Origin of the sequence: Paenibacillus sp. NPDC057934 (genome assembly GCF_042887565.1) — a bacterium.
In the GTDB taxonomy this organism is placed as follows: Bacteria; Bacillota; Bacilli; order Paenibacillales; family Paenibacillaceae; genus Paenibacillus_AQ.
This window is the reverse complement of the sequence record NZ_JBHVPB010000002.1, coordinates 498681-520821: the sequence shown is the minus strand read 5'-3', so window position 1 is coordinate 520821 and position 22141 is coordinate 498681. Positions and strand designations below refer to the sequence as shown.

Genomic DNA, 22141 nt, shown 5'->3' with positions numbered 1-22141 from the left:
CTTTTATAAGAACAACCTGCCGGGCTTACGACCGACTAGAACAGTGTCTGCTGTTCTGCCAGAATTCTACCGATAAAACTGCGCCGGTGCATCGGTGTCGGTCCTAGCGCTGTAATCTGCTCACGATGCAGCTTGGTCGCATAACCTTTATGTATCGCAATGCCGTAGTTCGGGTATAATTCCTCCCACAGACCTTCACACAACCTGTCCCGCGTTACTTTCGCTACGATGGAAGCTGCGGCAATGGATTGACTGTTGGCATCCCCTTTGATTATGGCCCGCTGCGGCAACGGCAGATCTACCTTTTCTGCATCGACCAGCATATAATCAGGAGAGTGACTCAGACCCTCCACCGCTTTTCTCATCGCCAGCCTGGACGCCTGTTTAATGTTAATCTCATCTATAACCGTAGCATCCACATGACCTACACCAACCGCCAGCGCCTGCTCCATAATTAGTTCAAACAGAGCATCTCTCTTCTTGGCAGACAACTTCTTGGAATCATCCACACCTTCAATGATCAGCCCTTCCGGCAGGATCACCGCCGCAGCGACGACGTCCCCGAACAGACAGCCCCTTCCTACTTCATCTACACCGGCAATCCGCCGATAAGACTGCTCCCAGCCTTCTTTTTCATACAATAACATGTCAATACTCACTCTTATACACCTACCATTCATCTGTTCTATTCATATTATTAAAAATAACTCCCTGCTCTTCTTTTAAGCCAGCTTAACACAGGATTCCCCCAGCGAAAACCTATAAAATAATACAGCATCTCCTTGAAATCCTGGTAAAAAGCCAACCTATAACGTTGAGCCATTCCCTCTCGATGGGATCAAAAAAAGCCACCCGCTAAGCGGATGGCTCGTCCATACCCGGTCTTCTATATTTGCAAGCTGCCTTGGTCTTCCGGCACTTCCAACGTGAACCGTCCAAGCTTGCCGGCACGAAGTTCATGCAGCAGCGTACGGGAAGCCTTCTCCAGGTCTACCCTACCGCCACTAACCAGACAACCGCGCTTACGTCCGACAGCTTCCATCACGGCTACAATCTCATCAGGATTCTCCAGATCTTCTGGAAGCTTCGTTACACCGAACCGCTCCTTGAATCTGGAACCATAATCCTTCACCAGATACTTCACCGCATAAAAAGCAATGTCTTCGACATTCAGGATTTCTTCCTTGATTGCTCCTGTGACTGCGAGACGATAACCAACATTCTGGTCCTCAAATTTAGGCCACAGAATACCCGGGGTATCCAGCAGTTCCAGATTTCCGCCTGTTTTGATCCACTGCTGCCCTTTAGTCACACCAGGACGATCCCCGGTAGCAGCAATATTACGTCCTGCCATCCGGTTAATCAGGGTAGACTTGCCGACATTGGGAATGCCGACAATCAGCGCGCGCATCGGGCGTGGGTTCATCCCTTTGGCAATTTGACGGTCAATCTTTTCCTTCAGCAGCAGTTTGACTTGCTCAGGGATATCCTTCACACCCGTTCCGGTAGAAGCATCCACAGGATGGGCAACGTGACCCTGCGCCTTGAAGTACTCCAGCCATTTGCGTGTTGCTTCAGGGTCGGCCAAATCTGCTTTGTTCAAAATAATCAATCTGGGCTTATCCCGCAAAATATCGTCAATCATCGGATTGCGGCTGGAAAGCGGCAGACGGGAATCGAGCAGCTCTATCGCCACATCAATCAGCTTCAGCTTTTCTTCGATTTGTCGTCTAGCCTTCGTCATATGACCAGGAAACCATTGGATGGCCATTGCCGTCACCTCCTTTGATTCATCTCTGTGTAATTCTCTTTAATGATTAATCCAGGTAATATCCTTCACCGGCCAGAAGATTAGATCCGCACGGCCAACAATATCACCTAGTGGCACATAACCAATCATTCGGCTATCTGTACTGTCTGAACGGTTGTCTCCCATTACGAAGACATGACCCTCAGGTACCGTACCGTCGGTAAAATCTTCATTAGGGAAGTTCTTATTATTGTACAGCGTATTGTTCTTATGTGCGTCGTCAATAGCACCCTGAATGTAGGTTTCATTCACAGGTTTGCCGTTAACTGTAACGACATCCCCTTCAACCTTCACCGTATCGCCGGCCACCCCAATTACACGCTTAATAAAGTCGCGACCTTCGGATGGAACGTGGAATACAATGACTTCTCCCCGCTGCGGAGAACGAATGTCGTACAGTATCTCATTGACGATTACCCGCTCACCGGTGTGAAAATTAGGCCGCATGGAAGGTCCGTCTACAATAAACGGCTTGAACAAAAGCCAGCGGATCAGAATAACCAGAACTAATGCAATCGCTATTGCCTTAATCCATTCCAATACCTCATTTTTCTGCTTGGGTGGGTTCTGCCGAGTAGACTCTTCGGACTCCCCTTGACCCTGCTGCAAATCCTGCTGCATAGTTCACCATCCTCTCTTTATGCTACACTAACTATACAACACAAAAAAACTCCTGCCAAAAACCCCTCCATAGTTACTCCTTCAGGAGGCCTTTTCGGAGAAGCCGATCCCCAGCGCTCTATATCTCTGATGCATTGTATACAAATTAAATGAGATTACTCCAGTCAGACAGAGTGTCTCTTCAGAATACTGCCGAATCCATCCTAAATGATTATTCTCCCTTTAATCTCAGGAAACAGCCTAAAAATCCCCATGCATAATACTCTCATGATAAAACGAAAGGGGCTTGAACTCAAGCCCCTTCCCTTTGTCACTAATTCTAGCGACGGATTTCTTTAATTCTCGCAGCTTTACCGCGCAGTTCACGAAGATAGTACAGCTTCGCACGACGAACTTTACCGCGACGAGCCACTTCGATTTTCTCGAGTTTAGGCGAGTTGATAGGGAATGTTCTTTCCACACCAACACCGTAAGAAATTTTACGAACTGTAAAAGTCTCACTGATTCCACCGCCGCGACGTTTGATTACAACGCCTTCGAACAACTGGATACGCTCACGAGTTCCCTCGATAACTTTTACGTGCACTTTCAAAGTGTCACCCGGGCGAAAACTCGGGATATCTTTGCGAAGTTGCTCTTGGGTAATTTCTTGTAGGATACTCATTAAGGACTTCCTCCTTCCGTACAGGTGTTCATGCCTCTTCCGGAGAGATCTTAACTCCCCCTCATTATCGACAGCGGACCACCGTATTCCACACAACAAAAATAATGTTACCATAAAAGACGGGCTATTTCAACAAAAAGATAAACTTTTTTTGAAAATTAAAGCGGCAGCATGTCACGTTTCTTGGCTTGAGCTTTGCAGTCCTTGCATAAACCGACCACAGTTCCATTATCTTGGGCATAAAAGATCAGCTTACCGTTTTTCTTTTTGCAGGAGGAGCATAACTGTTCGCCGGAGGTCTGCTTCGCTCTGCGGTGGCTTTCCATAGAGATGACCTTGCCGTTCATTCCACTGCGCTCGTTCTGGCGTTTGGCCGTTCGCTTCTGGAATATAACATACGTCCCGGTCAACACCAGCAAAACAATAAGGCCAACAATATAAGCCATTCGCTATTCCCTCCCTCGATTGTTTTGGATGAACCCGCAGCTAAGCTTCATATGAACTGATTTTATCACATTTAAAAGCTCAATTACAGATGGAGTCCCAGGCCTAGTCTTAGGTCTAGTATCGCAACCCGCCTGTAGCCTGTTTTCAATAAATTCCCATAACAGTTATACTAATTATAGTACGTATTCAATGAGCGAATTAGCAGTGCAGGGTCTTTAAAATTTCAAGGGGGAGCTATACATATGAAAAAGAACAGTCCAAAAATGATCGCAGCACTCGCCGTTGTATCCTTAACATTATTGGCGGGATGCACGGAGTTGCCTGGAAAAGCCAAAGTAAACCAAGAATCGGAACAATCCCAGTCAGATGGCTTGGAACAAAACCTGGGTGAGGCTGTCAAGCAAGGGTTGGGCCAAGCCGCAGCAGCTGTTACACAAGCCGCACAGAACACAGCAGATAAAGTTGTGGCAGGCTTCAAGGAAGGAAGCATAAGCAAGGAACTCCAAGTATCTCAGACAATCGGGTCTGCATCCGTGTTAAGTATCGAAAATTCCGTAGGTGCCATAGCGGTAAGAGCCGTTGGCGGCGATCAAATCAACGTAAAAGCCACGATTCAGTCCTATAAAAACTTTAACAGTGAGCAAGAACGTCAGGAAATCCTCGACAACGCCGTGGTTTCTATCCAGACCAGTGGAGACAAACTGATCATCTCCACCCATGCCAAAGACGCGCCTAAGAAAGACCTGTGGAGCTGGGCCCAGCGCAAATATGGCTCTTCTGATTTTAGCATTGATTATGTCATTGAGGTCCCAAAGAACATAGATATGTATCAGGTATCCAACGATGTCGGTGAAATCCAGCTGAGCGGTTTGCAAGGAACGTACCGGGTGAGCAGCGATGTAGGAGCTATCCACATTAGCGATGCTACCATTGCTGGCAAGTCCACCATTGAGTCCGATACAGGGAGTATTACTCTGAACATCGCCGCTCTCAACGAAGGGAGCAGCCTGAAAGCCAAGACGGACGTAGGAGCCATTACAGCTACCTTGGCCGACGGTTTGAACTATAGCCTGGAGGTAGGCAGCGAGATCGGACAGATCAAAGGAGCAGCCAAAGGAAAGAGCACGGTGGGTAACGGCGGGCCCCTGGTCTCCCTAAGCTCCGAGATTGGCGCAATAACCGTTCACAAGTAATTGTAACTAGGGCTATGAGGCCCGCGCAGGTATCGAACCTCACGCTGCAAAGCAGCTCAAAAGACCGTCTCTCATCATGAGGGGCGGTCTTTTGCAGCCTAATCTGTTATATCAACGCGATAGCGAGCAGCGTAAACAAACTCAGGGTCAGAATATCATTGGCACCATAAGGATTTCCGAAAAATGCTGACGTCTGAACCCTTTCAGCTCCGTCTCTTTTTAAATAAACATTGTTTCTGTCCACATTCACGATAACTCCCTCATGTCGCTGTCCATCTACAGTCAAAATTCGCACGCGTCTATTCATGCAGCGCAAACAGTTATGATAAGCCTCCACTAAATACTCCTCCTCATTCGTAGTAGTGTATTTTATGAGTGGAGTAATCAGCCGGTAACGGCGAAGTGACAGGTATCGGAAGACAAGGGAGCATTAAATATAGGTTGAAAACATAAAAAAGACCGTCCGTAGACGGTCTCTTTACCCGAGGCGCTAGTTTAAAACCTTGATCCGTATCCCGCGCCACCAAAGCTAATCATATTAACCGTTGGTCCGGGTAAGGGATACGCTCAACATGTCATGCTTGATGTGAACGCACCTCCTTTCCTTGTGCCAAGAGTATAGCATAGCCTTTGTAAAATATCCAATACAATTTATTAACAATTTATCAATGCTAGACTCATATTGTTAACGTTTACATATTAATTAAAAACATCTACCCGAAATTTCATTTTTCACTTGAACGATCAGCGATTTTAGAAGAAGAACAAAGCAGCACCTTTCAGGTTTCGTAGCCTGATCGGTGCTGCTTTTGGTTTTAAAGCTTTCCTCCAGGATAGAAGGCGTGATGTGTTAATCGGAGGTACAGGTTAGTTAGCGGTACCCAACCCATGAAGAGTTAGCCTACATTCATGTAAGCCTATTCAAGACTCCTTAAAGAGCTTGAAGACACCTGTTACAAGCGAGTAAATGGCTAGAAGCACAAGGAATGTAACTGCCCATGAATAGTTGCGGACGGTATACGTAAGCGATGACAGCATAATGAATATGGCAATGCGCAGCACACCTTCGTTAATAAACAGGCTACTCTTTTTAGCCATACAATCAGCCCCTCCTTGGTTTGGTATTGCATAAGTATAATAATAGTACTGTTTTTGCTAATAAATAACAAGAGACAAGTTATCCTTAAAAGCTATGATGTTTCGCACAGAAACATATCTTAATATTAATAAAACCATTAAAGCAGCGATTATCATCGTCTGGCCTTAATGGTTTTATTGTTTTACTATGCTAAGGGAATTGAATATGCGGACAAAAATTCATTCGTTTAGGATTTACGATTCGTATAGAAATCGATAATATCGTTCACCGTGCGGAGCTGCTCCGCTTGCTGCTGGACATCGTCCACGGTCTGCTTGAATTCTTTCTGCGTATTCGTAGTCGTAGTCACATTAGTCATTCCTTTCACTTATCTTGAATTAGCTGCGTCTTCAGCAGGATATTTTATTTCGGCACCTCTCTTTATTACCCCAAATATAAGCTTGCAACGCACAATGGCCCTTTTGATGAGATTCCTCTATATAATATGAACTTAATATCCTCACATAAGACTCGATTGTCACTACGGTGGAATGTTTGGACTTCCGGTCGTTGTTGTCCCCAGATTTCTTCTTTATAACCGCTCCTTGCGGTTGAAATCTGGCGACAAAGACGAGCGCTTCGCTCCTCCAGTTCCAAACTTCCCCCTTCATTTCTTCTCGCTTTTTGTTACCTTTTTTGTTCATCTTATATATATCTTTTTCAGAAAAATGGTATTGGGATGCTTTCAGAAACGGACATCACAAAAAACGCCTCCTCAACGTTATATATACGTTAAAGAGGCGTTAAATATGACAAATATGAACAACTTTTCCCCAAATCAGGCTTGACCATGGTTTTTCAGTCGCTCCAGGGTCTTCCGATCCTTCACTGTAAGCTCCGCAGTCTCCAAGAGATCCGGACGACGCTCCAGTGTACGCTGCAAGGACTGCTCCCGCCGCCAAGTCTCGATGTTAGCATGATGTCCGCTGAGCAGTATATCTGGCACCTTCCAGCCACGAAACTCTGCCGGACGTGTATAATGCGGGTACTCCAGCAGTCCCGTGCTGAACGAATCACTCACTGCTGAGGTCTCATTGCCGAGTGCTCCCGGTTGCAAGCGAACGATCGAATCAATGACAGTCATTGCCGGAAGTTCTCCCCCAGTCAGTACGTAATCGCCAATGGACAGCTCGTCCGTCACCAGATGCTCACGAATCCGCTCGTCGTAGCCCTCATAATGACCGCAGATAAAGATCAGATGTTCTTCCTGTGCCAATTCTTCGGCAATCTGCTGAGTATAGGTTTTGCCCTGCGGGCACATCAGAATAATTCGTGGTTTAACTGGAGCAGTTGCGGCATCTGAGACTATACCTTCCTGATCACAGTACACCTCAGCAGAATGCTCCACTATATTCTCATGCCCAGACGGTCCTCCAGTAGCTTCAGCCAACACATGTTCCACCGCAGCGAAGATTGGATCAGGCTTCAGTACCATCCCTCCACCTCCACCATACGGCGTGTCGTCCACGGTATTGTGTTTATTGCCGGAGAAGTCACGGAAGTTAACGGCGTTCAGCGCCACAATCCCTTTCTCACGAGCCTTCCCCAGAATGCTTGTGCCGAAGACACCTTCGCACATCTCGGGAAAGAGCGTCAGCACATCGATTCTAATCATGGAAGTAGCCCTTCCATCAGGCGGACCTTGATGCGCTTAGTCTCGATGTCAACATCCACTACCACATCGTTAATGACTGGAATCAGGATATCCTGTCCTTTCGGCGGCTTAACCACCCATACATCATTAGCTCCGGGCTGAAGAATTTCAGTGATTGTCCCCAGTGGCTGACTGTCGTTGTCTTCGGTGTACACGTCACAGCCTACAATCTGGTGAAAATAATACTCATTTTCCGGTAACTCCACCAGATCATCGCTTGGCACTTTAAGCATGCTTCCCTTGTACTTTTCGATCTGGTTGATGTTGGTATAGCCTTTCAGTCTGACAATATACATTCCCTTATGTTCCCGGGCAGCATCTACAATTACATCAAATCTGGGGCTGCCATCTGCCGGAATCACAATTAGCTTCTTGCCAGGCGCAAACCGTACATCCGGGAAATCCGTATGGGACAAAATCTTGATCTCCCCGCGAATGCCGTGAGTGTTGACCAGTCTGCCTACAGTTAATTCTTCGGTCATACATTCCTCTCCTTTACCATGTGAGACTTATCCGTTCTTATATAATTGAACAAAAAGGAGCCGGGATATACAATCCCTAGCCCCTCTTTGTGCGTATCTGTTAAGATAAAATATCTACGGTTACGCGTTTATCGCTCTTGACTGCTGCAGATGTAACTACGGTACGGAGCGCTTTGGCGATCCTACCCTGCTTGCCAATGACCTTGCCGACATCATCAGGATGAACGGAAAGCTCATAGACAATCAGGTGATCCTTCTCCACGATACGTACGGCCACATCCTCTGGATGATCCACTAAAGCCTTAGCAATAACTCCAACTAATTCTTCCATAGAGGACCCTCGCAATCAGTCATTATTTCTGATTCTTAAGCTCATGGAACTTCTTCAACACACCAGCTTTGGAAAGCAAGTTGCGAACGGTGTCGGATGCTTGCGCACCTGTTTGAAGCCATTTAAGAGCTTTTTCCTCATCGATCTTCACTACTGCCGGTTGTTCAACCGGGTTATAGTAACCGATTTCCTCGATGAAACGACCATCACGAGGGGACCGGGAATCGGAAACCACTACACGATAGAAAGGCGCTTTATGTGCACCCATTCTTTTCAGACGAATACGTACTGCCACGAAATTCACCTCCTTATAAAAGTATCGATCCCTCCCAAACCCTCCCTTGGAAGGGAGGGCCCCAAAGGGTTGCACCCTCTGGACACCCGCTAAGTGCAACTAGCGTAGGTGTTCAGATTGGCGGTACCTAGGGACGAGGGATGCATGAGCGCTTATCGTCCCTTACGGGACACGCTTGAATTACTTACTGTATCTAGGAAGACCATTGATTGTCTCTACGTTATACTGTGGACAATCAACAAGTTCAAAAGATTAAAATCAAAAGACTAAAGTCAAAAGATTAAAGACTAAGAGCAGAAGAATCATCCTACGTTATACTGTGGATAATTATGAAGTTCAAGGGCACATTTTAACGGAAAGGGAATTTCATGCCTTTGCCGCCAAGTGCTTTGAGCTGCTTCATGGCGTTCTTCTTGGAGCCCTTGCCTCCGCCACCCATCATACCAGAGAACTGCTTCATCATCTTACGCATCTCGTCGAACTGCTTGATGAGACGGTTAACCTCAGCGACCGAGGTGCCGCTTCCGGCTGCAATCCGTTTGCGACGGTTATGGTTGATGATCTCGGGCTGCTGTTTCTCAGCCTTGGTCATAGAATGAACAATGGCTTCGACACGGTCCATCTGCTTGTCATCGACCTTGAGGTCCTTGATGCCCTTAGCCTGGTTCATACCAGGAAGCATACCGAGAATCTGGTCGATCGGGCCAAGCTTCTTGACCTGATCCATTTGCTCAAGGAAATCATCGAACGTAAATTCAGCATTACGCATCTTACGTTCCATTTCCTTGGCTTTCTCTGTATCAATGTTCGCTTGGGCTTTCTCAATCAGCGACAGCATGTCGCCCATGCCCAGGATACGAGAAGCCATCCGCTCCGGATGGAACGGCTCCAGCGCGTCGATCTTCTCGCCTAGCGCGGCGAACTTGATCGGGCAACCGGTAACAGCTTTGACGGACAATGCCGCACCACCACGGGTGTCACCATCCAGCTTCGTCAGCACAACGCCTGTTAGTTCAAGCTGTTTGTTGAAGCTGTCTGCGACATTAACGGCGTCCTGACCTGTCATCGCATCAACGACGAGTAGCACTTCATCAGGAGTCAAGGCTGTGTGAATCTGCTTCAGCTCTTCCATCAGCGCTTCATCAATATGCAGGCGGCCTGCGGTATCTATGATGACATAATCCAAGTTGTTGTCCTTGGCATGCTGCAGACCTTGTTTAGCGATTTCCACCGGGCTGATCTTGTCTCCCAGCGAGAACACCGGAACCTTGATCTGCTCACCAAGCACTTCAAGCTGCTTGATCGCTGCTGGGCGGTAAATATCACACGCTACCAAGAGCGGACGGTGATTGCCCTTCTGTAGCAATTTCGCCAGCTTGCCTGAGGTGGTGGTCTTACCCGCCCCTTGCAAACCCGCCATCATAATAACGGTCGGCGGCTTGTTCGACTTAGCCAGCTTCGCCTGGCTTCCGCCCATCAGCTCAGTCAGCTCTTTGTTAACGATGTCGATAATGACCATGCCTGGTGTAAAGCTGTCCATCACTTCCTTGCCAACGGACTTCTCTTTCACCTTGGAAACAAACTCCTTGACGACCTTGAAGTTAACGTCCGCTTCCAGCAAGGCCAGTCGCACTTCGCGCATGGCTTCGTTGACATCATCTTCAGATACCTTGCCCTTGCCGCGAAGCTTGCTGAATACATTCTGCAATCTTCCGGTCAAACCCTCAAACGCCATATGCAGTTCCTCCCTTCATGCTATTCTAACCTCTGCAAACGATCCACAAGGTCCATGAACCGTACTTTATATTGCTCAGGCAGCATCCCATCATCCGGCAGTCTGCGCAATTCTTCCAAATATCGGCTACGGGTCTCATGCTTCACCAGTAAACCGAGCTTCTCTTCATAATTCTCCAGAACCTGTTCCGCTCGCTTGATATGCTCGTACACCGCCTGGCGGCTGATATCAAACTCAGCGGCGATTTCTCCCAAGGAAAAATCGTCGTGAAAATAATATTTAAGGAACGTCTGCTGCTTATCCGTAAGCAACCGTTCGTAAAAAGCGAAAAGCAAGTTGATTCGATTTGTTTTCTCGAGCCTATTCTCCTGACTCATTAAGGGCACTCCCTTCGTCAAGGAAAAACACTTTACAGCTTCACAACGTCCCTTATATTACCCAAAACAAAGAAAGATGTCAAGCTTTTTTGCTTGTCATCTTTTTCTTTAAGCAAATTTGTTGCCATGTATGCCCCATGTATGCGATTTTCACCCTTTATAAGCGGATCGGCAGCAAATAAATTAACACGGCGAAGAAATGTGTCACACTGCCTGCCAGCACGAAGACATGCCAGACGGCATGATGGAACGGGAACCCACGCCATACATAGAAGACCGTCCCCAGGGTATACAGGATACCGCCGGCGACCAACAGCGTCATCCCTCCACTAGCCACTACAGCTGACAAGGGGCTCCAGGCGATCACGATCAGCCAGCCCATGGCAATGTAGAAGACGGTGGACATGAACAGAAACTTTTTGACGAAAAAGGCCTTGAAGAGCACACCGAAAACAGCAATCCCCCAAATAATGCCGAACAGCGACCAACCAAGAGTCCCTCGGATGGCTACCAGCAAAAACGGGGTATACGTTCCCGCGATGAACAAGTAAATGGAGGAATGATCGAAGAACTCGAACAAATCCTTCGCCTTGCCCTCTTTGAGGCTATGAACCAATGTTGAATTGAGGTACAGAAGCAGCATGGTGGTTCCATAAATAGAGAAGCTGACCACATGCCAAGCCGTTCCCTTCAAACTTGCAAAAACAACAAGCAGGACCAGCGCGGCCACACTAAGGACCGTACCAATGCCATGCGTAATTGCATTTGCGACCTCTTCCCGGCGACTGTAAGTATACGTATTTGCCATACCCAAATCCTTCCGTTTGCGGTTTCCTTCTATTATAGCCGTTCCGCGGGTGCCATTCCACTCTGCCGGATGACCCCGCCTGCCTTATGACTTACAGTTGATAGAGCGATGTGTATTTCTCTTCCAGATAATCGGCCAGATAATCCGGGTTCAACGGCTCGCCAGTCACTTGCTCAATAATCTGTGAAGGCGTTAAACTTTGTCCATACTTATAAATTTTGTCGGTCAGCCATTCCTTGATCGGAAGCAGGTTACCGGACGAAACTAGCTCATCAAACGTTGGCAGCTCTTTGCGGAGCGTGTTCAGAATCTGAGCGGCATACATATTCCCAAGCGAATAGGAGGCAAAATAGCCGAAGTCTCCACCCGACCAATGTACGTCCTGCAATACGCCCAGTGCATCAGTTGGAGGGGTGATTCCCAAATACTCCTGGTACTTGGCATTCCAGACCTGCGGCAGATCCTTCACGGCAAGTCCTTCATTGAAGATTAGCTTCTCAACTTCATAGCGGACAATAATATGGAGGTTGTAGGTCAACTCGTCAGCTTCAATCCGAATGAACGTATTGTCCACACTGTTAATGGCGCGGTAGAAATCCTTGACGTCAACACCCGCAAGCTGTACTGGGAAGTAATGTTGCAGATCCTTGTAATACCGCTCCCAGAAGGGCAGGCTCCGGCCGATCATGTTCTCCCACAGGCGGGACTGGGATTCGTGTATCCCCATGGATGCGCCTTGAGCGAGTGGTGTGCCTACAAGCTCAGGGTTGATATTTTGCTCATACAGGGCGTGTCCGCCTTCATGCAAGGAGCTGAACACAGCGCTTGTAACGTTATCCGGAATATAGTTGGTCGTAATGCGAACATCTCCCGGATTCAGTCCTGTGGCAAAAGGATGCACACTCTCGTCCAGGCGTCCGGCATCAAAGTCATACCCCATCTGCTTCAAGATGAAGAGTCCAAATTGCTCCTGCTGCTCTTGTTCGAAGATTTGCTGTAAAAAGCTTGTGTCTGGCTTGTTCGGGGAAGCTGCGATTTTCTCCACCAGCGGAACGAGACGGCTACGCAGACGGCTGAACACTTCGTCAACCTTCTCGACTGTCAAATCCGGCTCATACATATCAAGCAAAGTGTCATAGCGGGTGCCATTTACTCCCCAGTAATCAATAAACTCCTGCTTAAAGGCTACAATTTTCGTAAGGAATGGCTCGAAGCCAGCAAAATCGCTGTTCTCCTTGGCATCTTCCCACTTCGTTTCCGAGTGAGCTGCCAATACAGCGTATTCCTCATACTTCTCCGGCGGAATACTCTTGGAGCGCTCATATTCCTTGCGGCAATCATGCACTATCTTATTCTGAATCTCATTCAATTGACTCTTAATATCAGGACGGCTGAAAAATTCGGTGAACCGCCCCATCTCGGGCGAAGTCTCCAATCTGAAATATTCACCGCTCAGCATCCCTACGGTCTGGGAACGAATCTCCGCACCTTTGCGCGGCGCACCTGTACGTAAATCCCAATGCAGAAGCCCGATGGCCTCTCGGTAACCGCTCATTTTAGATAATAAACTACTGAATTTCTCCCACTCTTGCGATACTTGTTGTTCCATATATGGAGCACCTGCTTTCTCTATTTTGTCTGCTCCTCTTGATGATACTTTTTTCAATACTGATAAGCAACTTCGCCTACAAGAATATAGCTAAATCAAGTTAATAGACATTCTTTAAACGCCCGGTCTTGCCTTCGCTTGAATTAGAATAACTGCATATTGTATCCTCAACTATTTTTCTGTAGTATTTCAAACATAGGAGGTGGAAACTTGACTACTAATCAACTGGTCCCAATCATCGCTGCGTTCGCTGGAGCTTTTTGCTGCTGGGCCGTTCTCCTAAAAAGACGTAAAAACAAATAGAAAAGTCGCAGGCGGAGAGGGTAGTTAGCCCTCTCATGGATCGTTGTGTTTCCATTACCACTGCTGAGGAAATATATCAATTTCTGCTCCATCACATGGCCGCTTTATCCTTCAACTTGTCATGTTTAGCTCGTAATCAACAACGTTATCTTCTCTATCTTCGCTAAAAGAAGCACTCTCCGTTCTAATCCGACTATTGATACATCCCAACCGCTCCACGTCAGCTTTTTATATACCTATGTCATAGCCTTACAGCGTTCATCCCCTTGCTCTCCACTTTCCAGGTTAAATATATTGACCATAGTTCGAAAACCCTAAGAAAAATCCAGAATATTGACGACCGTTAATTTTAATACGTATAATCAACTTCAGAGCTTAAATTCTCTAATTTCAAATACTTTGATTAGACTACTCGAAGTCAACTGGACTTCACATGATGCTAAAGGAGCGTGAAAGGCAATGATCATTCAAGTTACACCCTTAGCGGAGAGGAAATTGAAAGAAAGGCTTGGGGATCAGCCGGGCATTTTCAGGCTCTTTTATGATACGGAAGGATGCGGCTGTGACGGCATCAACGTGCTCCTGATTGTGGATCAAGGTGGTCCTGAAGATCTCAGTATCGACGCTGGCGACCTACCTTTCATCATCAGTAGGCAGCAGGAAATCTTCTATGAAGACAAAATGCGGCTGGATGCTGAAGAACGGTTCACTTCATTTAAACTGGATAGCGATTCACAGATTTACGGAAAAAATATACTGGTAAGAGATATACGAGGTACTGAAGCCCCGCTTCCTGGTGAAGGAGCAGCGTGCGCAGTGGAAATTACCCGTTAACCCCAAGGAGGAGCAAAACCATGAGCCAAGTAACCAATATCCTAGAACATAATCAAAAATTCGTTGAAAACAAAGAATATGAAGCCTACCTGACCGGCCGGTACCCAGCTAAAAAAATGCTGGTGATTACCTGTATGGATACACGTCTCGTAGAACTACTGCCTAAAGCTATGAATTTCAAGAACGGCGATGTCAAAGTCATTAAAAATGCCGGCGCTATTATCTCTCAGCCCTTCGGCAGTGTCATGCGCAGTGTTATGGTTGCGCTGTACGAGCTGAATGCGGATGAAGTGATCGTTGTCGGTCACTATGAATGCGGCATGGCATCACTGAATCCGGACACGATGATCGGCCACATCAAGGAGCGCGGAGTCTCCGAAGAAGTGTTGTCCACCCTGGAGAATTCCGGAATCAAGCTGACCAAGTGGCTAAAAGGATTCGACAACGAAAAGGAAGGCGTTATCCAGACTGTTGAGCTAATTAAGCGTCATCCGTTACTGCCTCCGAATGTTCCAGTACACGGAATGATTATTGATCCAAATACAGGAGCACTTGAGCTTCTCTCAAACGGTTACGAATAAGATGCACTCACACTCGTAAGCTGTACGCGCGGATACCATATCCGCGCTTTTTTTTATTTTAAAAATATTTCGAAATATGATCATTAAAAATGAAACCTTCTTCAAAGTCATCCGTATTACCGGAAAGACACAAAAAAATAGCTTACAGGAGGGTTCACCTAGTCAATGAAACCAATGAAACGTGTAATGATGATTGTTATGGCCTTCACTCTGTTCTTTGCTGTAGCGTCACCGAATTTTGTGGACGCAAAACGCGGGGGCGGCGGATTCAAATCCGGAACGCGTAGCTTCACCACCACCCCGAAGAAATCTACCACCACAAATAACGTGAAGAAAAGCGATAGCACTACCGGCGGCGCAACCACCGGAAGCATGGCAAATACAAAACGCGGCTTCTTTAGCGGCGGCGGATTGATGAAAGGCCTCATGATCGGTGGTCTTGCTGGCATGCTGTTCGGCGGCATGTTCGGTGGTATGGGCTTTATGGGCAATATTCTCGGATTCGCAGTTAATATGCTCGCAATTTATCTCGTAGTTACCTTGATTCTTTCCTTCTTCCGCCGCAGACAGGAACGCCGCAGATTCCAAGAACGGGATGACCGCGCCTAATGAATAGTACTGTTCTTAGCATGGATGAGATCATTAATGCGATCTGCCTACACATGGCTGAACGTAAGGCAGTAAACCCTACCGAAGTGCAGGTGGAGCTTAGCTGGGAAGAAGACACCGGCTATTCTGCGGAGGTATGGGTACATGGCCGGAGCCAGTTCCTGGTCGAGTCCAATATGATCGAAGCCATTCTGCGTTACGTTCATACCGAATACGGGATCCGGGCTTACCGCGAGGATGTACGGTTGGATCTGGATGAAGAAATTACAGCTGTAGTAACTACGGACTGAAATGGATGAAAAAAGAAGACGGTGCGGCCCTTGAGCTGTACCGTCTTTTCTATACGTAGCGAATTATCGCAGACGGACGCTGCAATATCTTTTTCACCTCGCTCAAGACCTCGATATTCCTCAGGTTCATCTGGAACCTGTCTGCTGCATACACAGAAGCACATCAGCACAACAGTCTGGCGCGCAAAAAGGGATACCGCATATGCAGTACCCCTTCACTGTATTGACCTATCCGAACGACCCCACTGCTCCATAACCCTCAATCTCCGCAGTCTTAAAGCAGGGAAATTACCAGCAGTTCATATAGCACCAGTGGCAAGATCACATTACTGTTATAGCCAAGTGCAGGGTACGGGGTCGGATAAGGTGCATACGGGTTAAAATACCCCCGGGCTCCTTGGTTATTAGCGGTCACACCCAGATAGAGATGTTTGCTGTCTACGCCGGAGATGGTGCCTTCATGGGTCAGTCCGTCTACAGTTTGCACTCTCACCCTTTGATTAATATAAGGTTTACAGGAATGGTGCAGCGAATCACGGACACCGTGCAGATGCCGGATTACATTGGGATCGGCCTGATAGATAACCCCCTGCTGCTGACCACTGTTATATGTCGACATAATCTTTTGACCTCCACAGATGGATTTGCTCCATACTATGCGGTAGCCTACTCAATGGTGCCTAGAGACAACTCTTACCGAGGTCTCTATACGACGACGATCCCTTCTACCTTGACGTTCACGGCCACGAGCGACAATCCCATCATCGTCTCCACAGCATGACGCACATTCAGCTGAACTGCCTGGCATACCTCCTGAATCTTATACCCGTAGTTGACGATGATCCGCAGGTCTACCTCGACTTCTCGCTCCTTCACTTCAACAGTAATACCCTGCTGCCCGCTTTTGCCGCTCAGGCGTTTGGTCAGGCCCTCCGACATATTTTTGGACAGGGAAGCTATACCCGGAGTCTCAATCGCTGCCAGGCCAATGATCTTGGAGACTACAGCATCCGAAATGTGAACCAAACCTTCTCTGATATCCTTCAACATAAACATTCACTCCTTATTCTATGGGTTCAGAAGAAACTGGGGGACTGGCCTCCGTCTTCCGTTTCCGGATAAACACTTCGTACAGCTTGATTACGATAATTTTAAGAATTAGATAGACAGGGATGATCAGCAAGATCGCCAGGATGCCGCCCAGATCGCCGCCGACCAATACCAGGATAATCGTGGTTAACGGGTGGATATCAAGCTTTTTCCCGAAAATATACGGTGCAACCAGGTTATCCTGGATCTGCTGGGCAATCAGAATAATCACAATCGACCAAATCGCCGTCGACGGCGACTGAATCAGACCCACAATAAAGATCGGCACACTCGATAGAATTGCACCGATGAACGGCACGAAGTTCATGACAACCGCGATAAGTGTAAGCAGTAGCGCATATGGCAGGCCAATGATCAGGAAGCCAATGTACATCAGCACACCCAGCGCCAGATTCACCAGCACTCTGCCTACTATAAAGTTGCTAAGCGCGCTGTCGATCTCACTCATCATCGCTGTGCCCTCATCCTTGTAACGCTGCGGCATGAAGCCTACGATCCTCCGTCCGAACTTGCCGCCTTCCTTGAGCATATAGAACAGAATGATCGGAAAAGTAAATAAAATAACGGCAAAATTGGACACGAAGGAAAACAGTCCAGAAACATAGTTCGTTAACAAGTTGAAGCCTTGGTTCAGATAATCTGTCACCTGGGTCAGTGGGCTAATATCACCCGGCAGCAGAGACGAGAGCCATTTGATATCCTCCAGCTTGTGAATCTGCTCGTTCATGTTGGCGAAAAGACTTGGTGCATTGTTCACCAAATTCACTAGCTGTGTCCGCAGGGATGGGAACACGCCGATGCTGAGCACCAGCAGCAGCAGTGCTATCACTACATACACAATCAGTATGGAGATCGAACGATTGATCCTGCGTTTCTCCATGACATCGATCAGCGGACGTAGCAGATAATAGAAGAATCCCGCCAGCATTAAGGGAATGATAATTACACTGAACAACGACAGCACCGGTTTAAAAATAAAATCAACCAAGGTGCCGACGTACACGATGCCCAGCACCAGCAGAACAGCAATACAAATCCGAATGAACACATTCAATTTCGCCACAGTATCCCTCCAATCCTCTATGTTTTCTATTTAGGTATCTCAATTGTAAAAATCGTTGCATCCTTGCCCTTCCGGCTCAGATGGAGCGTTCCGCCCATCTTCTCTGTATTGCGCTTCGCGATGGACAGCCCAAGCCCAGTTCCCCCGGTAGCTGTTCGCGCTTCATCCCCACGAACAAACGGATCGAAGATGGTCGGCCATAGCTCCTGTGGAATGCCAATACCGTTGTCGGCAATTTCAATCGCTATCTTTTCATCTGAAGGCATTAACTCAACACGCAGCCGCGTTCCCGGCGGGTTATAAGCCAGAGCGTTAGCGATAAGGTTGTGAATCACCCGGGACAGCAGCTCGGCATCATAGCTGGCCATGACTTCATGATCGGGAACGTTTAGCTTTAGATCGAAATTCTTTTGCTCAATTTCACCATAGGTCTCCGCAACAATCTCCCGTAGAAATTCTCCCAGCTCCTGGCGCTCCACCCGAAGCAAGAAGTCCGGTGAATCAATCTTCAGCAGTTCCAGTGTATTCTGGATCAACTTAGTGACCTGTGAGGATTTGTTATAAATATAGGTCAAGTAACGCGTCTGCCGCTCCTTGTCCTCTCCGCGTCCTTCCACTAGCGCCTGGGCGTAGCCCTGGATGCTCGTTATCGGTGTCTTCAAATCATGGGACAGATCCACCATCAGCTGCTGCTTACTCTCCTCCGCTTGAGCCTTCTCACGTGTAGTTCTCTCGATCACGCCCGCCATATAGTTGAAGGTGTCGCCGATGCGGGCAAATTCTTTCTCGGCATACAACTTGATGCGCATGCTGTAGTTCCCCTCGGTCATCTGGTTAAGCCCCAGGGTAATAATACGCAGCGGCTTCTTGATCCGGCGGGCCACCCAGTAGCTGTAAATAACGGTCAGCAGAATAATTAGTCCGGTTCCGACAAAGACATAGAACGATACCGATTGGTTCAAGTAGACCTCTAGCGGATCGCTGTTGATGGATACTTTCACACGATCACGCGGAATTTTGAGCAACAGCCAGCCAGCTTCATGATGTCTCTCATCCATACGAGCCATGGAGTAGTAATAGGGCTGATCTTTCCTATTTTCCAGCGCTTCGTAAATAGCGTCTTCGCTATACTGGGCTACCTCATCTCTTTTCTCACCAATGGCGCTCACAACGTTCCGCTCATTATCGAGGACCTCCAGCCATCCTCCACTTTCCAGCAGACGTCGGTTTTCAATCCCATTTGCGGGCTGCTCCCGATATTCCCGGGCCTCTATCTTCAGGTTAGCGTCAGCGATAATATTTTTGCCGGAATTAATGGTGACATCAATATTGATGAAAATATAGACGCCCAACACAAGCATCAGCAGCATACAGTTAAATAGCAAAAAGTCTAGTGTAAGGGAAATGTGCAGCGGTCTCTGATCTCTAGTTTTCCACGGGCGCTTCAAATTTGTACCCCAATCCGCGAATCGTCTTCAAATACTCCGGTTTTTTGGAATCGCGTTCGATTTTGTCACGAATGTTGCTGATATGCACCATGATGCTATTATCCTCATACACATAGAAATCTTCCCATACGGCCTCATATATCTTTTTGCGGGTAAATACACGTCCCGGTTGTTCCATCAACAGCTCAAGGATTTTATATTCGGTCGAGGTCAAGGTGACCTTCTCCCCGGAGCGGTAAAGAACGCATTCGCTACGGTCCAGTACAAGACTGCCGAGCTCAATTCGTTCATTTTGTTTCTTCTCTTCTGCCGGCGGGGCGTCAAAATGGTTCACCCGCCGCAACAGCGCGCCCACCCGGGCAACAATTTCGAGCGGATTGAAGGGCTTGGCGATATAATCATCGGCACCCAGCTCAAGACCCAGGATCTTGTCATGGTACTGACTCTTGGCGGACAGGAACAGAACCGGAAAGAAATGCGTTTCACGGATTCTTTTCAACAATTGTAGCCCGTCCATGCCCGGCATCATAATATCGAGTATCGCCAGGTCGATGTGATTGGACTGCATCAGTTGCAGCGCCTGTGTGCCGCTGTGGGCCTCCAGAATATTGTACTCTTTCTCCAAATAGAGCTGCAGTAATTCCACAATCTCTGTCTCGTCGTCGGCAATCAGGATGGTATACACGGTGATCCCCCTTTATGTATCTATATCTGTATACGAGTCTAGGCCAGCCCGGTCTTTTGGGTAAAATCCTGAAATGCAGGACCCTGGCACCCTAACTATATCCTGCCATTCTAAATCTCATCTAAACGGAATCTAAAGATTATCTAAATTATTAATATTCCACGATTGTAGCAAAAAATCGTACACGGGATATTATCCCCATGTACGATTGTTCATATTGTTCATTTATTTAAAAAGCAACTCCGATTCCACCTTCGCCAGCATAGGTCCCCATCACGGGTCCCATACAAGAGAATACAACCTCCTTGAAGGGATGCCGCTCCAGAATCCGGGCTTTCATCTCAAGCGCCAGCTTCTCACAATTGCTATGAACAATCGCGATGACCGCCCTCTCGTAGTCATGCTCCTTCTCTTCAAGACGGGCCAAGAGCTGGTTCAGCGCCTTCGGAATCCCGCGCGTCTTCTCCACCACTTCGACTGTGCCTTCGTCACTGATTTTCAGCAGCAACTTGATGTTAAGTACAGACGCTACTGCCCCGGATAGACGGCTGAGACGCCCGCCCTTGATAACATTCTCCAGCGTGTCGAGGGTAAAGTGAGCGCTGACCTCTTCACTCTGCTGAACCACTTTTTCTTTCAGATCCTGGAGGCAGGTGTACGATTGCGACCATTTTCCGGCATGCGCTAGAACAACGGACAACCCTGCTGAAAAGCTTTTCGTATCTATGACCTCAATTGCATTCGGATACCCTTCATCCTCATACATCTCCTTGGCAATCATTGCAGCCTGATACGTACTGCTGATGTTAGAGGACATGGAGATGACCATGATGTCGGTGCCTTCCTCCACTTGCTTGAACGCTTCCAGAAATACCATCGGACTTGGGCTCGCTGTCGTCGGTAACTCCTTGAAGTCACGCATTTTGGCGTAAAATTCTTCGGCTCCCGCTCCTTCCGGCATAGGTTCATGTCCGAAATGAACTGGCAAATGAATTACGGAAATATCGTACTTTTCAATGTAATCAAGAGGTAGGTCGCAACCGCTGTCAGTGATGATCTTGATGGGCATAAAGGGTACTCTCCTTTCATTATACTGCCCATTATAGCTGGCGTTCGTGCTGCACAATAGTTCACTTTATAACTTGTCAAATTGGTTTTTTTATGCTTAGGTGCAGAAAAAGAGCGATCTGTCACCTTTGTGGGCTTCAGAATCGCTCTTTTTTATAATATATGGGGTAATCTTCCTTTAATGTCCGATTCCTTATAATACGGTCGATGTTCCCCCGTCAATATTCACGGCGGTTCCCGTTACATAAGATGCCGCGCCGGAGACCAGAAAAGCTATAACCTTTGCTGCCTCTTCCGTCTGGCCAATCCGCCCCAGCGGAATGCCGTGGCTCGGGTTCGAAGCAAACTCCTCCCAGCTCTGCTCAGGAGCAACAGACTTCCACTTGCGCTCGATCTGATCGCTGCGGATCAGGCCGATGCACACCGCGTTGACGCGAATGTTGTCCCCGGCCAGATCCTTGCTCATCGCCTTCGTGAGTGCAAGTCCCGCCGCCCGGCTAACCGAGGTTGGCAGGGACGAAGCAGACGGCGTCTTCCCCTGGATCGCCGTCACATTCAGAATCGCGCCGCCTCCGCGCTGGCGCAGATGAGGTACCGCTGCCTTCGCGGTATTCACCGACCCCAGCACCTTCAGATCGATGTCATTATGCCAGCCCTCGCTAGTGACCTCTTCGAACGGCTTCGCCGCCGACGTCCCAGCATTGTTGATTAGAATGTCGAGTCCGCCGAAATGCCGCACCGTTTGTTCCACTGCGCCGCGCGCCTCTTCTCCCACCGAAACATCGACGGAGAGGATCAGCGCCTCTGCCCCAGTCTCTTCCTTGATTCGCTCCGCTGCCGCCCGGAGCGAATCCACATTCCGCGCGACGATCGCCACCTTGGCGCCCTCCGCCGCTAACGTAATCGCCGTCTCCAGTCCAATACCTTTGCTTCCGCCGGTAATCAGCGCAATCTTATCCTTCAATCCCAAGTCCATCTTAACTGCC

General features: G+C 47.9%; 28 protein-coding genes. 5 read left to right on the top strand and 23 right to left on the bottom strand.

Annotated features, from left to right (window positions below; all coding sequences use genetic code 11):
• Positions 1-35: 35 nt before the first annotated feature.
• The 5 genes from ACFVRY_RS06920 to ACFVRY_RS06900 form a co-directional block, all read right to left on the bottom strand.
• Positions 36-680, bottom strand: a complete 645-nt coding sequence (locus ACFVRY_RS06920; protein WP_387498632.1) for a ribonuclease HII — start codon at positions 678-680, stop codon at positions 36-38.
• Positions 681-886: 206 nt separating this feature from the next.
• Positions 887-1771 carry a ribosome biogenesis GTPase YlqF gene (gene ylqF / locus ACFVRY_RS06915; protein WP_066362222.1) on the bottom strand — a complete coding sequence of 295 codons (885 nt, stop codon included), beginning with the start codon at positions 1769-1771 and terminating at the stop codon, positions 887-889.
• Between the two features lie 39 nt (positions 1772-1810).
• Complete coding sequence (lepB, locus tag ACFVRY_RS06910; RefSeq protein ID WP_066362224.1) at positions 1811-2431, bottom strand: signal peptidase I; 621 nt, start codon at positions 2429-2431, stop codon at positions 1811-1813.
• 319 nt (positions 2432-2750) lie between these two features.
• A complete protein-coding gene (rplS, locus tag ACFVRY_RS06905; protein WP_066362226.1) occupies positions 2751-3095 on the bottom strand; it encodes a 50S ribosomal protein L19 in 345 nt (114 codons plus the stop codon).
• 158 nt (positions 3096-3253) lie between these two features.
• Positions 3254-3541: a hypothetical protein gene (locus tag ACFVRY_RS06900; RefSeq protein ID WP_387498629.1), complete on the bottom strand. Its 288-nt coding sequence runs from the start codon at positions 3539-3541 to the stop codon at positions 3254-3256.
• Between the two features lie 243 nt (positions 3542-3784).
• Here ACFVRY_RS06900 and ACFVRY_RS06895 point away from each other — a divergent pair, with 243 nt between their 5' ends.
• Entirely contained in the window at positions 3785-4735 is a 951-nt protein-coding gene (locus ACFVRY_RS06895) for a DUF4097 family beta strand repeat-containing protein (protein ID WP_387498627.1), read from the top strand.
• A 106-nt stretch (positions 4736-4841) separates the two neighbouring features.
• On the opposite strand, the gene ACFVRY_RS06890 is transcribed toward ACFVRY_RS06895, so the two are convergent.
• The 11 genes from ACFVRY_RS06890 to ACFVRY_RS06840 form a co-directional block, all read right to left on the bottom strand.
• Positions 4842-5072 carry a hypothetical protein gene (locus tag ACFVRY_RS06890; RefSeq protein WP_387498625.1) on the bottom strand — a complete coding sequence of 77 codons (231 nt, stop codon included), beginning with the start codon at positions 5070-5072 and terminating at the stop codon, positions 4842-4844.
• Positions 5073-5656: 584 nt separating this feature from the next.
• Positions 5657-5833, bottom strand: a complete 177-nt coding sequence (locus ACFVRY_RS06885; RefSeq protein ID WP_175371970.1) for a hypothetical protein — start codon at positions 5831-5833, stop codon at positions 5657-5659.
• Positions 5834-6060: 227 nt separating this feature from the next.
• Positions 6061-6192 (bottom strand): hypothetical protein, encoded by a 132-nt coding sequence (locus tag ACFVRY_RS06880; protein WP_387498623.1) that lies wholly within the window; start codon positions 6190-6192, stop codon positions 6061-6063.
• 459 nt (positions 6193-6651) lie between these two features.
• Positions 6652-7485 carry a tRNA (guanosine(37)-N1)-methyltransferase TrmD gene (gene trmD / locus ACFVRY_RS06875; RefSeq protein WP_387498811.1) on the bottom strand — a complete coding sequence of 278 codons (834 nt, stop codon included), beginning with the start codon at positions 7483-7485 and terminating at the stop codon, positions 6652-6654.
• Entirely contained in the window at positions 7485-8009 is a 525-nt protein-coding gene (gene rimM, locus ACFVRY_RS06870; protein WP_387498621.1) for a ribosome maturation factor RimM, read from the bottom strand. Before rimM ends, trmD begins: the two co-directional genes overlap by 1 nt.
• 100 nt (positions 8010-8109) lie before the next feature.
• A complete protein-coding gene (locus ACFVRY_RS06865; protein WP_066362231.1) occupies positions 8110-8340 on the bottom strand; it encodes a KH domain-containing protein in 231 nt (76 codons plus the stop codon).
• 22 nt (positions 8341-8362) lie between these two features.
• Complete coding sequence (gene rpsP, locus ACFVRY_RS06860) at positions 8363-8635, bottom strand: 30S ribosomal protein S16 (RefSeq protein WP_066362232.1); 273 nt, start codon at positions 8633-8635, stop codon at positions 8363-8365.
• 349 nt (positions 8636-8984) lie between these two features.
• Positions 8985-10370, bottom strand: a complete 1386-nt coding sequence (ffh, locus tag ACFVRY_RS06855; RefSeq protein WP_066362234.1) for a signal recognition particle protein — start codon at positions 10368-10370, stop codon at positions 8985-8987.
• 20 nt (positions 10371-10390) lie between these two features.
• Positions 10391-10747, bottom strand: coding sequence for a putative DNA-binding protein (locus tag ACFVRY_RS06850; RefSeq protein WP_066362236.1), 357 nt, complete (start codon positions 10745-10747; stop codon positions 10391-10393).
• A 157-nt stretch (positions 10748-10904) separates the two neighbouring features.
• A complete protein-coding gene (gene trhA, locus ACFVRY_RS06845) occupies positions 10905-11555 on the bottom strand; it encodes a PAQR family membrane homeostasis protein TrhA (RefSeq protein WP_066365276.1) in 651 nt (216 codons plus the stop codon).
• Between the two features lie 91 nt (positions 11556-11646).
• On the bottom strand, positions 11647-13164 hold the full coding sequence (locus ACFVRY_RS06840) for a carboxypeptidase M32 (protein WP_387498618.1): 1518 nt from the start codon (positions 13162-13164) through the stop codon (positions 11647-11649).
• 762 nt (positions 13165-13926) lie between these two features.
• Between ACFVRY_RS06840 and ACFVRY_RS06835 the strand changes: the two genes are divergently transcribed.
• The 4 genes from ACFVRY_RS06835 (at position 13927) to ACFVRY_RS06820 (ending at position 15781) form a co-directional block, all read left to right on the top strand.
• Positions 13927-14301, top strand: coding sequence for an iron-sulfur cluster biosynthesis family protein (locus ACFVRY_RS06835; protein WP_387498616.1), 375 nt, complete (start codon positions 13927-13929; stop codon positions 14299-14301).
• Between the two features lie 20 nt (positions 14302-14321).
• Complete coding sequence (locus tag ACFVRY_RS06830) at positions 14322-14882, top strand: beta-class carbonic anhydrase (RefSeq protein ID WP_066362250.1); 561 nt, start codon at positions 14322-14324, stop codon at positions 14880-14882.
• A 174-nt stretch (positions 14883-15056) separates the two neighbouring features.
• Positions 15057-15491, top strand: coding sequence for a hypothetical protein (locus tag ACFVRY_RS06825; protein WP_387498809.1), 435 nt, complete (start codon positions 15057-15059; stop codon positions 15489-15491).
• The gene (locus ACFVRY_RS06820; protein WP_175369833.1) at positions 15491-15781 is read left to right on the top strand and encodes a YxcD family protein; all 291 of its coding nucleotides are present in this window, start codon (positions 15491-15493) and stop codon (positions 15779-15781) included. The genes ACFVRY_RS06825 and ACFVRY_RS06820 overlap by 1 nt, the downstream gene beginning before the upstream one ends.
• Before the next feature lie 274 nt (positions 15782-16055).
• Here the strand turns inward: ACFVRY_RS06820 and ACFVRY_RS06815 are convergent, their stop codons facing one another.
• The 7 genes from ACFVRY_RS06815 to ACFVRY_RS06785 all read right to left on the bottom strand — a co-directional run bounded on the left by ACFVRY_RS06815 (position 16056) and on the right by ACFVRY_RS06785 (position 22131).
• Complete coding sequence (locus tag ACFVRY_RS06815) at positions 16056-16400, bottom strand: hypothetical protein (protein WP_387498614.1); 345 nt, start codon at positions 16398-16400, stop codon at positions 16056-16058.
• A gap of 86 nt (positions 16401-16486) precedes the next feature.
• On the bottom strand, positions 16487-16831 hold the full coding sequence (locus ACFVRY_RS06810; protein ID WP_387498612.1) for an Asp23/Gls24 family envelope stress response protein: 345 nt from the start codon (positions 16829-16831) through the stop codon (positions 16487-16489).
• A 13-nt stretch (positions 16832-16844) separates the two neighbouring features.
• Positions 16845-17954 (bottom strand): AI-2E family transporter, encoded by a 1110-nt coding sequence (locus tag ACFVRY_RS06805; RefSeq protein WP_387498610.1) that lies wholly within the window; start codon positions 17952-17954, stop codon positions 16845-16847.
• A gap of 26 nt (positions 17955-17980) precedes the next feature.
• The gene (locus ACFVRY_RS06800; RefSeq protein ID WP_387498608.1) at positions 17981-19339 is read right to left on the bottom strand and encodes a sensor histidine kinase; all 1359 of its coding nucleotides are present in this window, start codon (positions 19337-19339) and stop codon (positions 17981-17983) included.
• 40 nt (positions 19340-19379) lie between these two features.
• The gene (locus ACFVRY_RS06795) at positions 19380-20087 is read right to left on the bottom strand and encodes a response regulator transcription factor (RefSeq protein ID WP_387498606.1); all 708 of its coding nucleotides are present in this window, start codon (positions 20085-20087) and stop codon (positions 19380-19382) included.
• Positions 20088-20316: 229 nt separating this feature from the next.
• A complete protein-coding gene (locus ACFVRY_RS06790) occupies positions 20317-21156 on the bottom strand; it encodes a DegV family protein (RefSeq protein ID WP_387498604.1) in 840 nt (279 codons plus the stop codon).
• A 192-nt stretch (positions 21157-21348) separates the two neighbouring features.
• Complete coding sequence (locus ACFVRY_RS06785) at positions 21349-22131, bottom strand: SDR family NAD(P)-dependent oxidoreductase (RefSeq protein ID WP_387498602.1); 783 nt, start codon at positions 22129-22131, stop codon at positions 21349-21351.
• Between the last annotated feature and the right edge of the window lie 10 nt (positions 22132-22141).

Bases quoted from the DNA above. Each gene is read 5' to 3' on its own strand.
- ACFVRY_RS06920 (WP_387498632.1), bottom strand. From the start codon at position 680: ATGAATGGTAGGTGTATAAGAGTGAGTATTGACATGTTATTGTATGAA.
- ylqF (WP_066362222.1), bottom strand. From the start codon at position 1,771: ATGGCCATCCAATGGTTTCCTGGTCATATGACGAAGGCTAGACGACAA.
- lepB (WP_066362224.1), bottom strand. From the start codon at position 2,431: ATGCAGCAGGATTTGCAGCAGGGTCAAGGGGAGTCCGAAGAGTCTACT.
- rplS (WP_066362226.1), bottom strand. From the start codon at position 3,095: ATGAGTATCCTACAAGAAATTACCCAAGAGCAACTTCGCAAAGATATC.
- ACFVRY_RS06900 (WP_387498629.1), bottom strand. From the start codon at position 3,541: ATGGCTTATATTGTTGGCCTTATTGTTTTGCTGGTGTTGACCGGGACG.
- ACFVRY_RS06895 (WP_387498627.1), top strand. From the start codon at position 3,785: ATGAAAAAGAACAGTCCAAAAATGATCGCAGCACTCGCCGTTGTATCC.
- ACFVRY_RS06885 (WP_175371970.1), bottom strand. From the start codon at position 5,833: ATGGCTAAAAAGAGTAGCCTGTTTATTAACGAAGGTGTGCTGCGCATT.
- ACFVRY_RS06880 (WP_387498623.1), bottom strand. From the start codon at position 6,192: ATGACTAATGTGACTACGACTACGAATACGCAGAAAGAATTCAAGCAG.
- rimM (WP_387498621.1), bottom strand. From the start codon at position 8,009: ATGACCGAAGAATTAACTGTAGGCAGACTGGTCAACACTCACGGCATT.
- ACFVRY_RS06865 (WP_066362231.1), bottom strand. From the start codon at position 8,340: ATGGAAGAATTAGTTGGAGTTATTGCTAAGGCTTTAGTGGATCATCCA.
- ffh (WP_066362234.1), bottom strand. From the start codon at position 10,370: ATGGCGTTTGAGGGTTTGACCGGAAGATTGCAGAATGTATTCAGCAAG.
- ACFVRY_RS06850 (WP_066362236.1), bottom strand. From the start codon at position 10,747: ATGAGTCAGGAGAATAGGCTCGAGAAAACAAATCGAATCAACTTGCTT.
- trhA (WP_066365276.1), bottom strand. From the start codon at position 11,555: ATGGCAAATACGTATACTTACAGTCGCCGGGAAGAGGTCGCAAATGCA.
- ACFVRY_RS06840 (WP_387498618.1), bottom strand. From the start codon at position 13,164: ATGGAACAACAAGTATCGCAAGAGTGGGAGAAATTCAGTAGTTTATTA.
- ACFVRY_RS06835 (WP_387498616.1), top strand. From the start codon at position 13,927: ATGATCATTCAAGTTACACCCTTAGCGGAGAGGAAATTGAAAGAAAGG.
- ACFVRY_RS06830 (WP_066362250.1), top strand. From the start codon at position 14,322: ATGAGCCAAGTAACCAATATCCTAGAACATAATCAAAAATTCGTTGAA.
- ACFVRY_RS06825 (WP_387498809.1), top strand. From the start codon at position 15,057: ATGAAACGTGTAATGATGATTGTTATGGCCTTCACTCTGTTCTTTGCT.
- ACFVRY_RS06820 (WP_175369833.1), top strand. From the start codon at position 15,491: ATGAATAGTACTGTTCTTAGCATGGATGAGATCATTAATGCGATCTGC.
- ACFVRY_RS06815 (WP_387498614.1), bottom strand. From the start codon at position 16,400: ATGTCGACATATAACAGTGGTCAGCAGCAGGGGGTTATCTATCAGGCC.
- ACFVRY_RS06810 (WP_387498612.1), bottom strand. From the start codon at position 16,831: ATGTTGAAGGATATCAGAGAAGGTTTGGTTCACATTTCGGATGCTGTA.
- ACFVRY_RS06790 (WP_387498604.1), bottom strand. From the start codon at position 21,156: ATGCCCATCAAGATCATCACTGACAGCGGTTGCGACCTACCTCTTGAT.
- ACFVRY_RS06785 (WP_387498602.1), bottom strand. From the start codon at position 22,131: ATGGACTTGGGATTGAAGGATAAGATTGCGCTGATTACCGGCGGAAGC.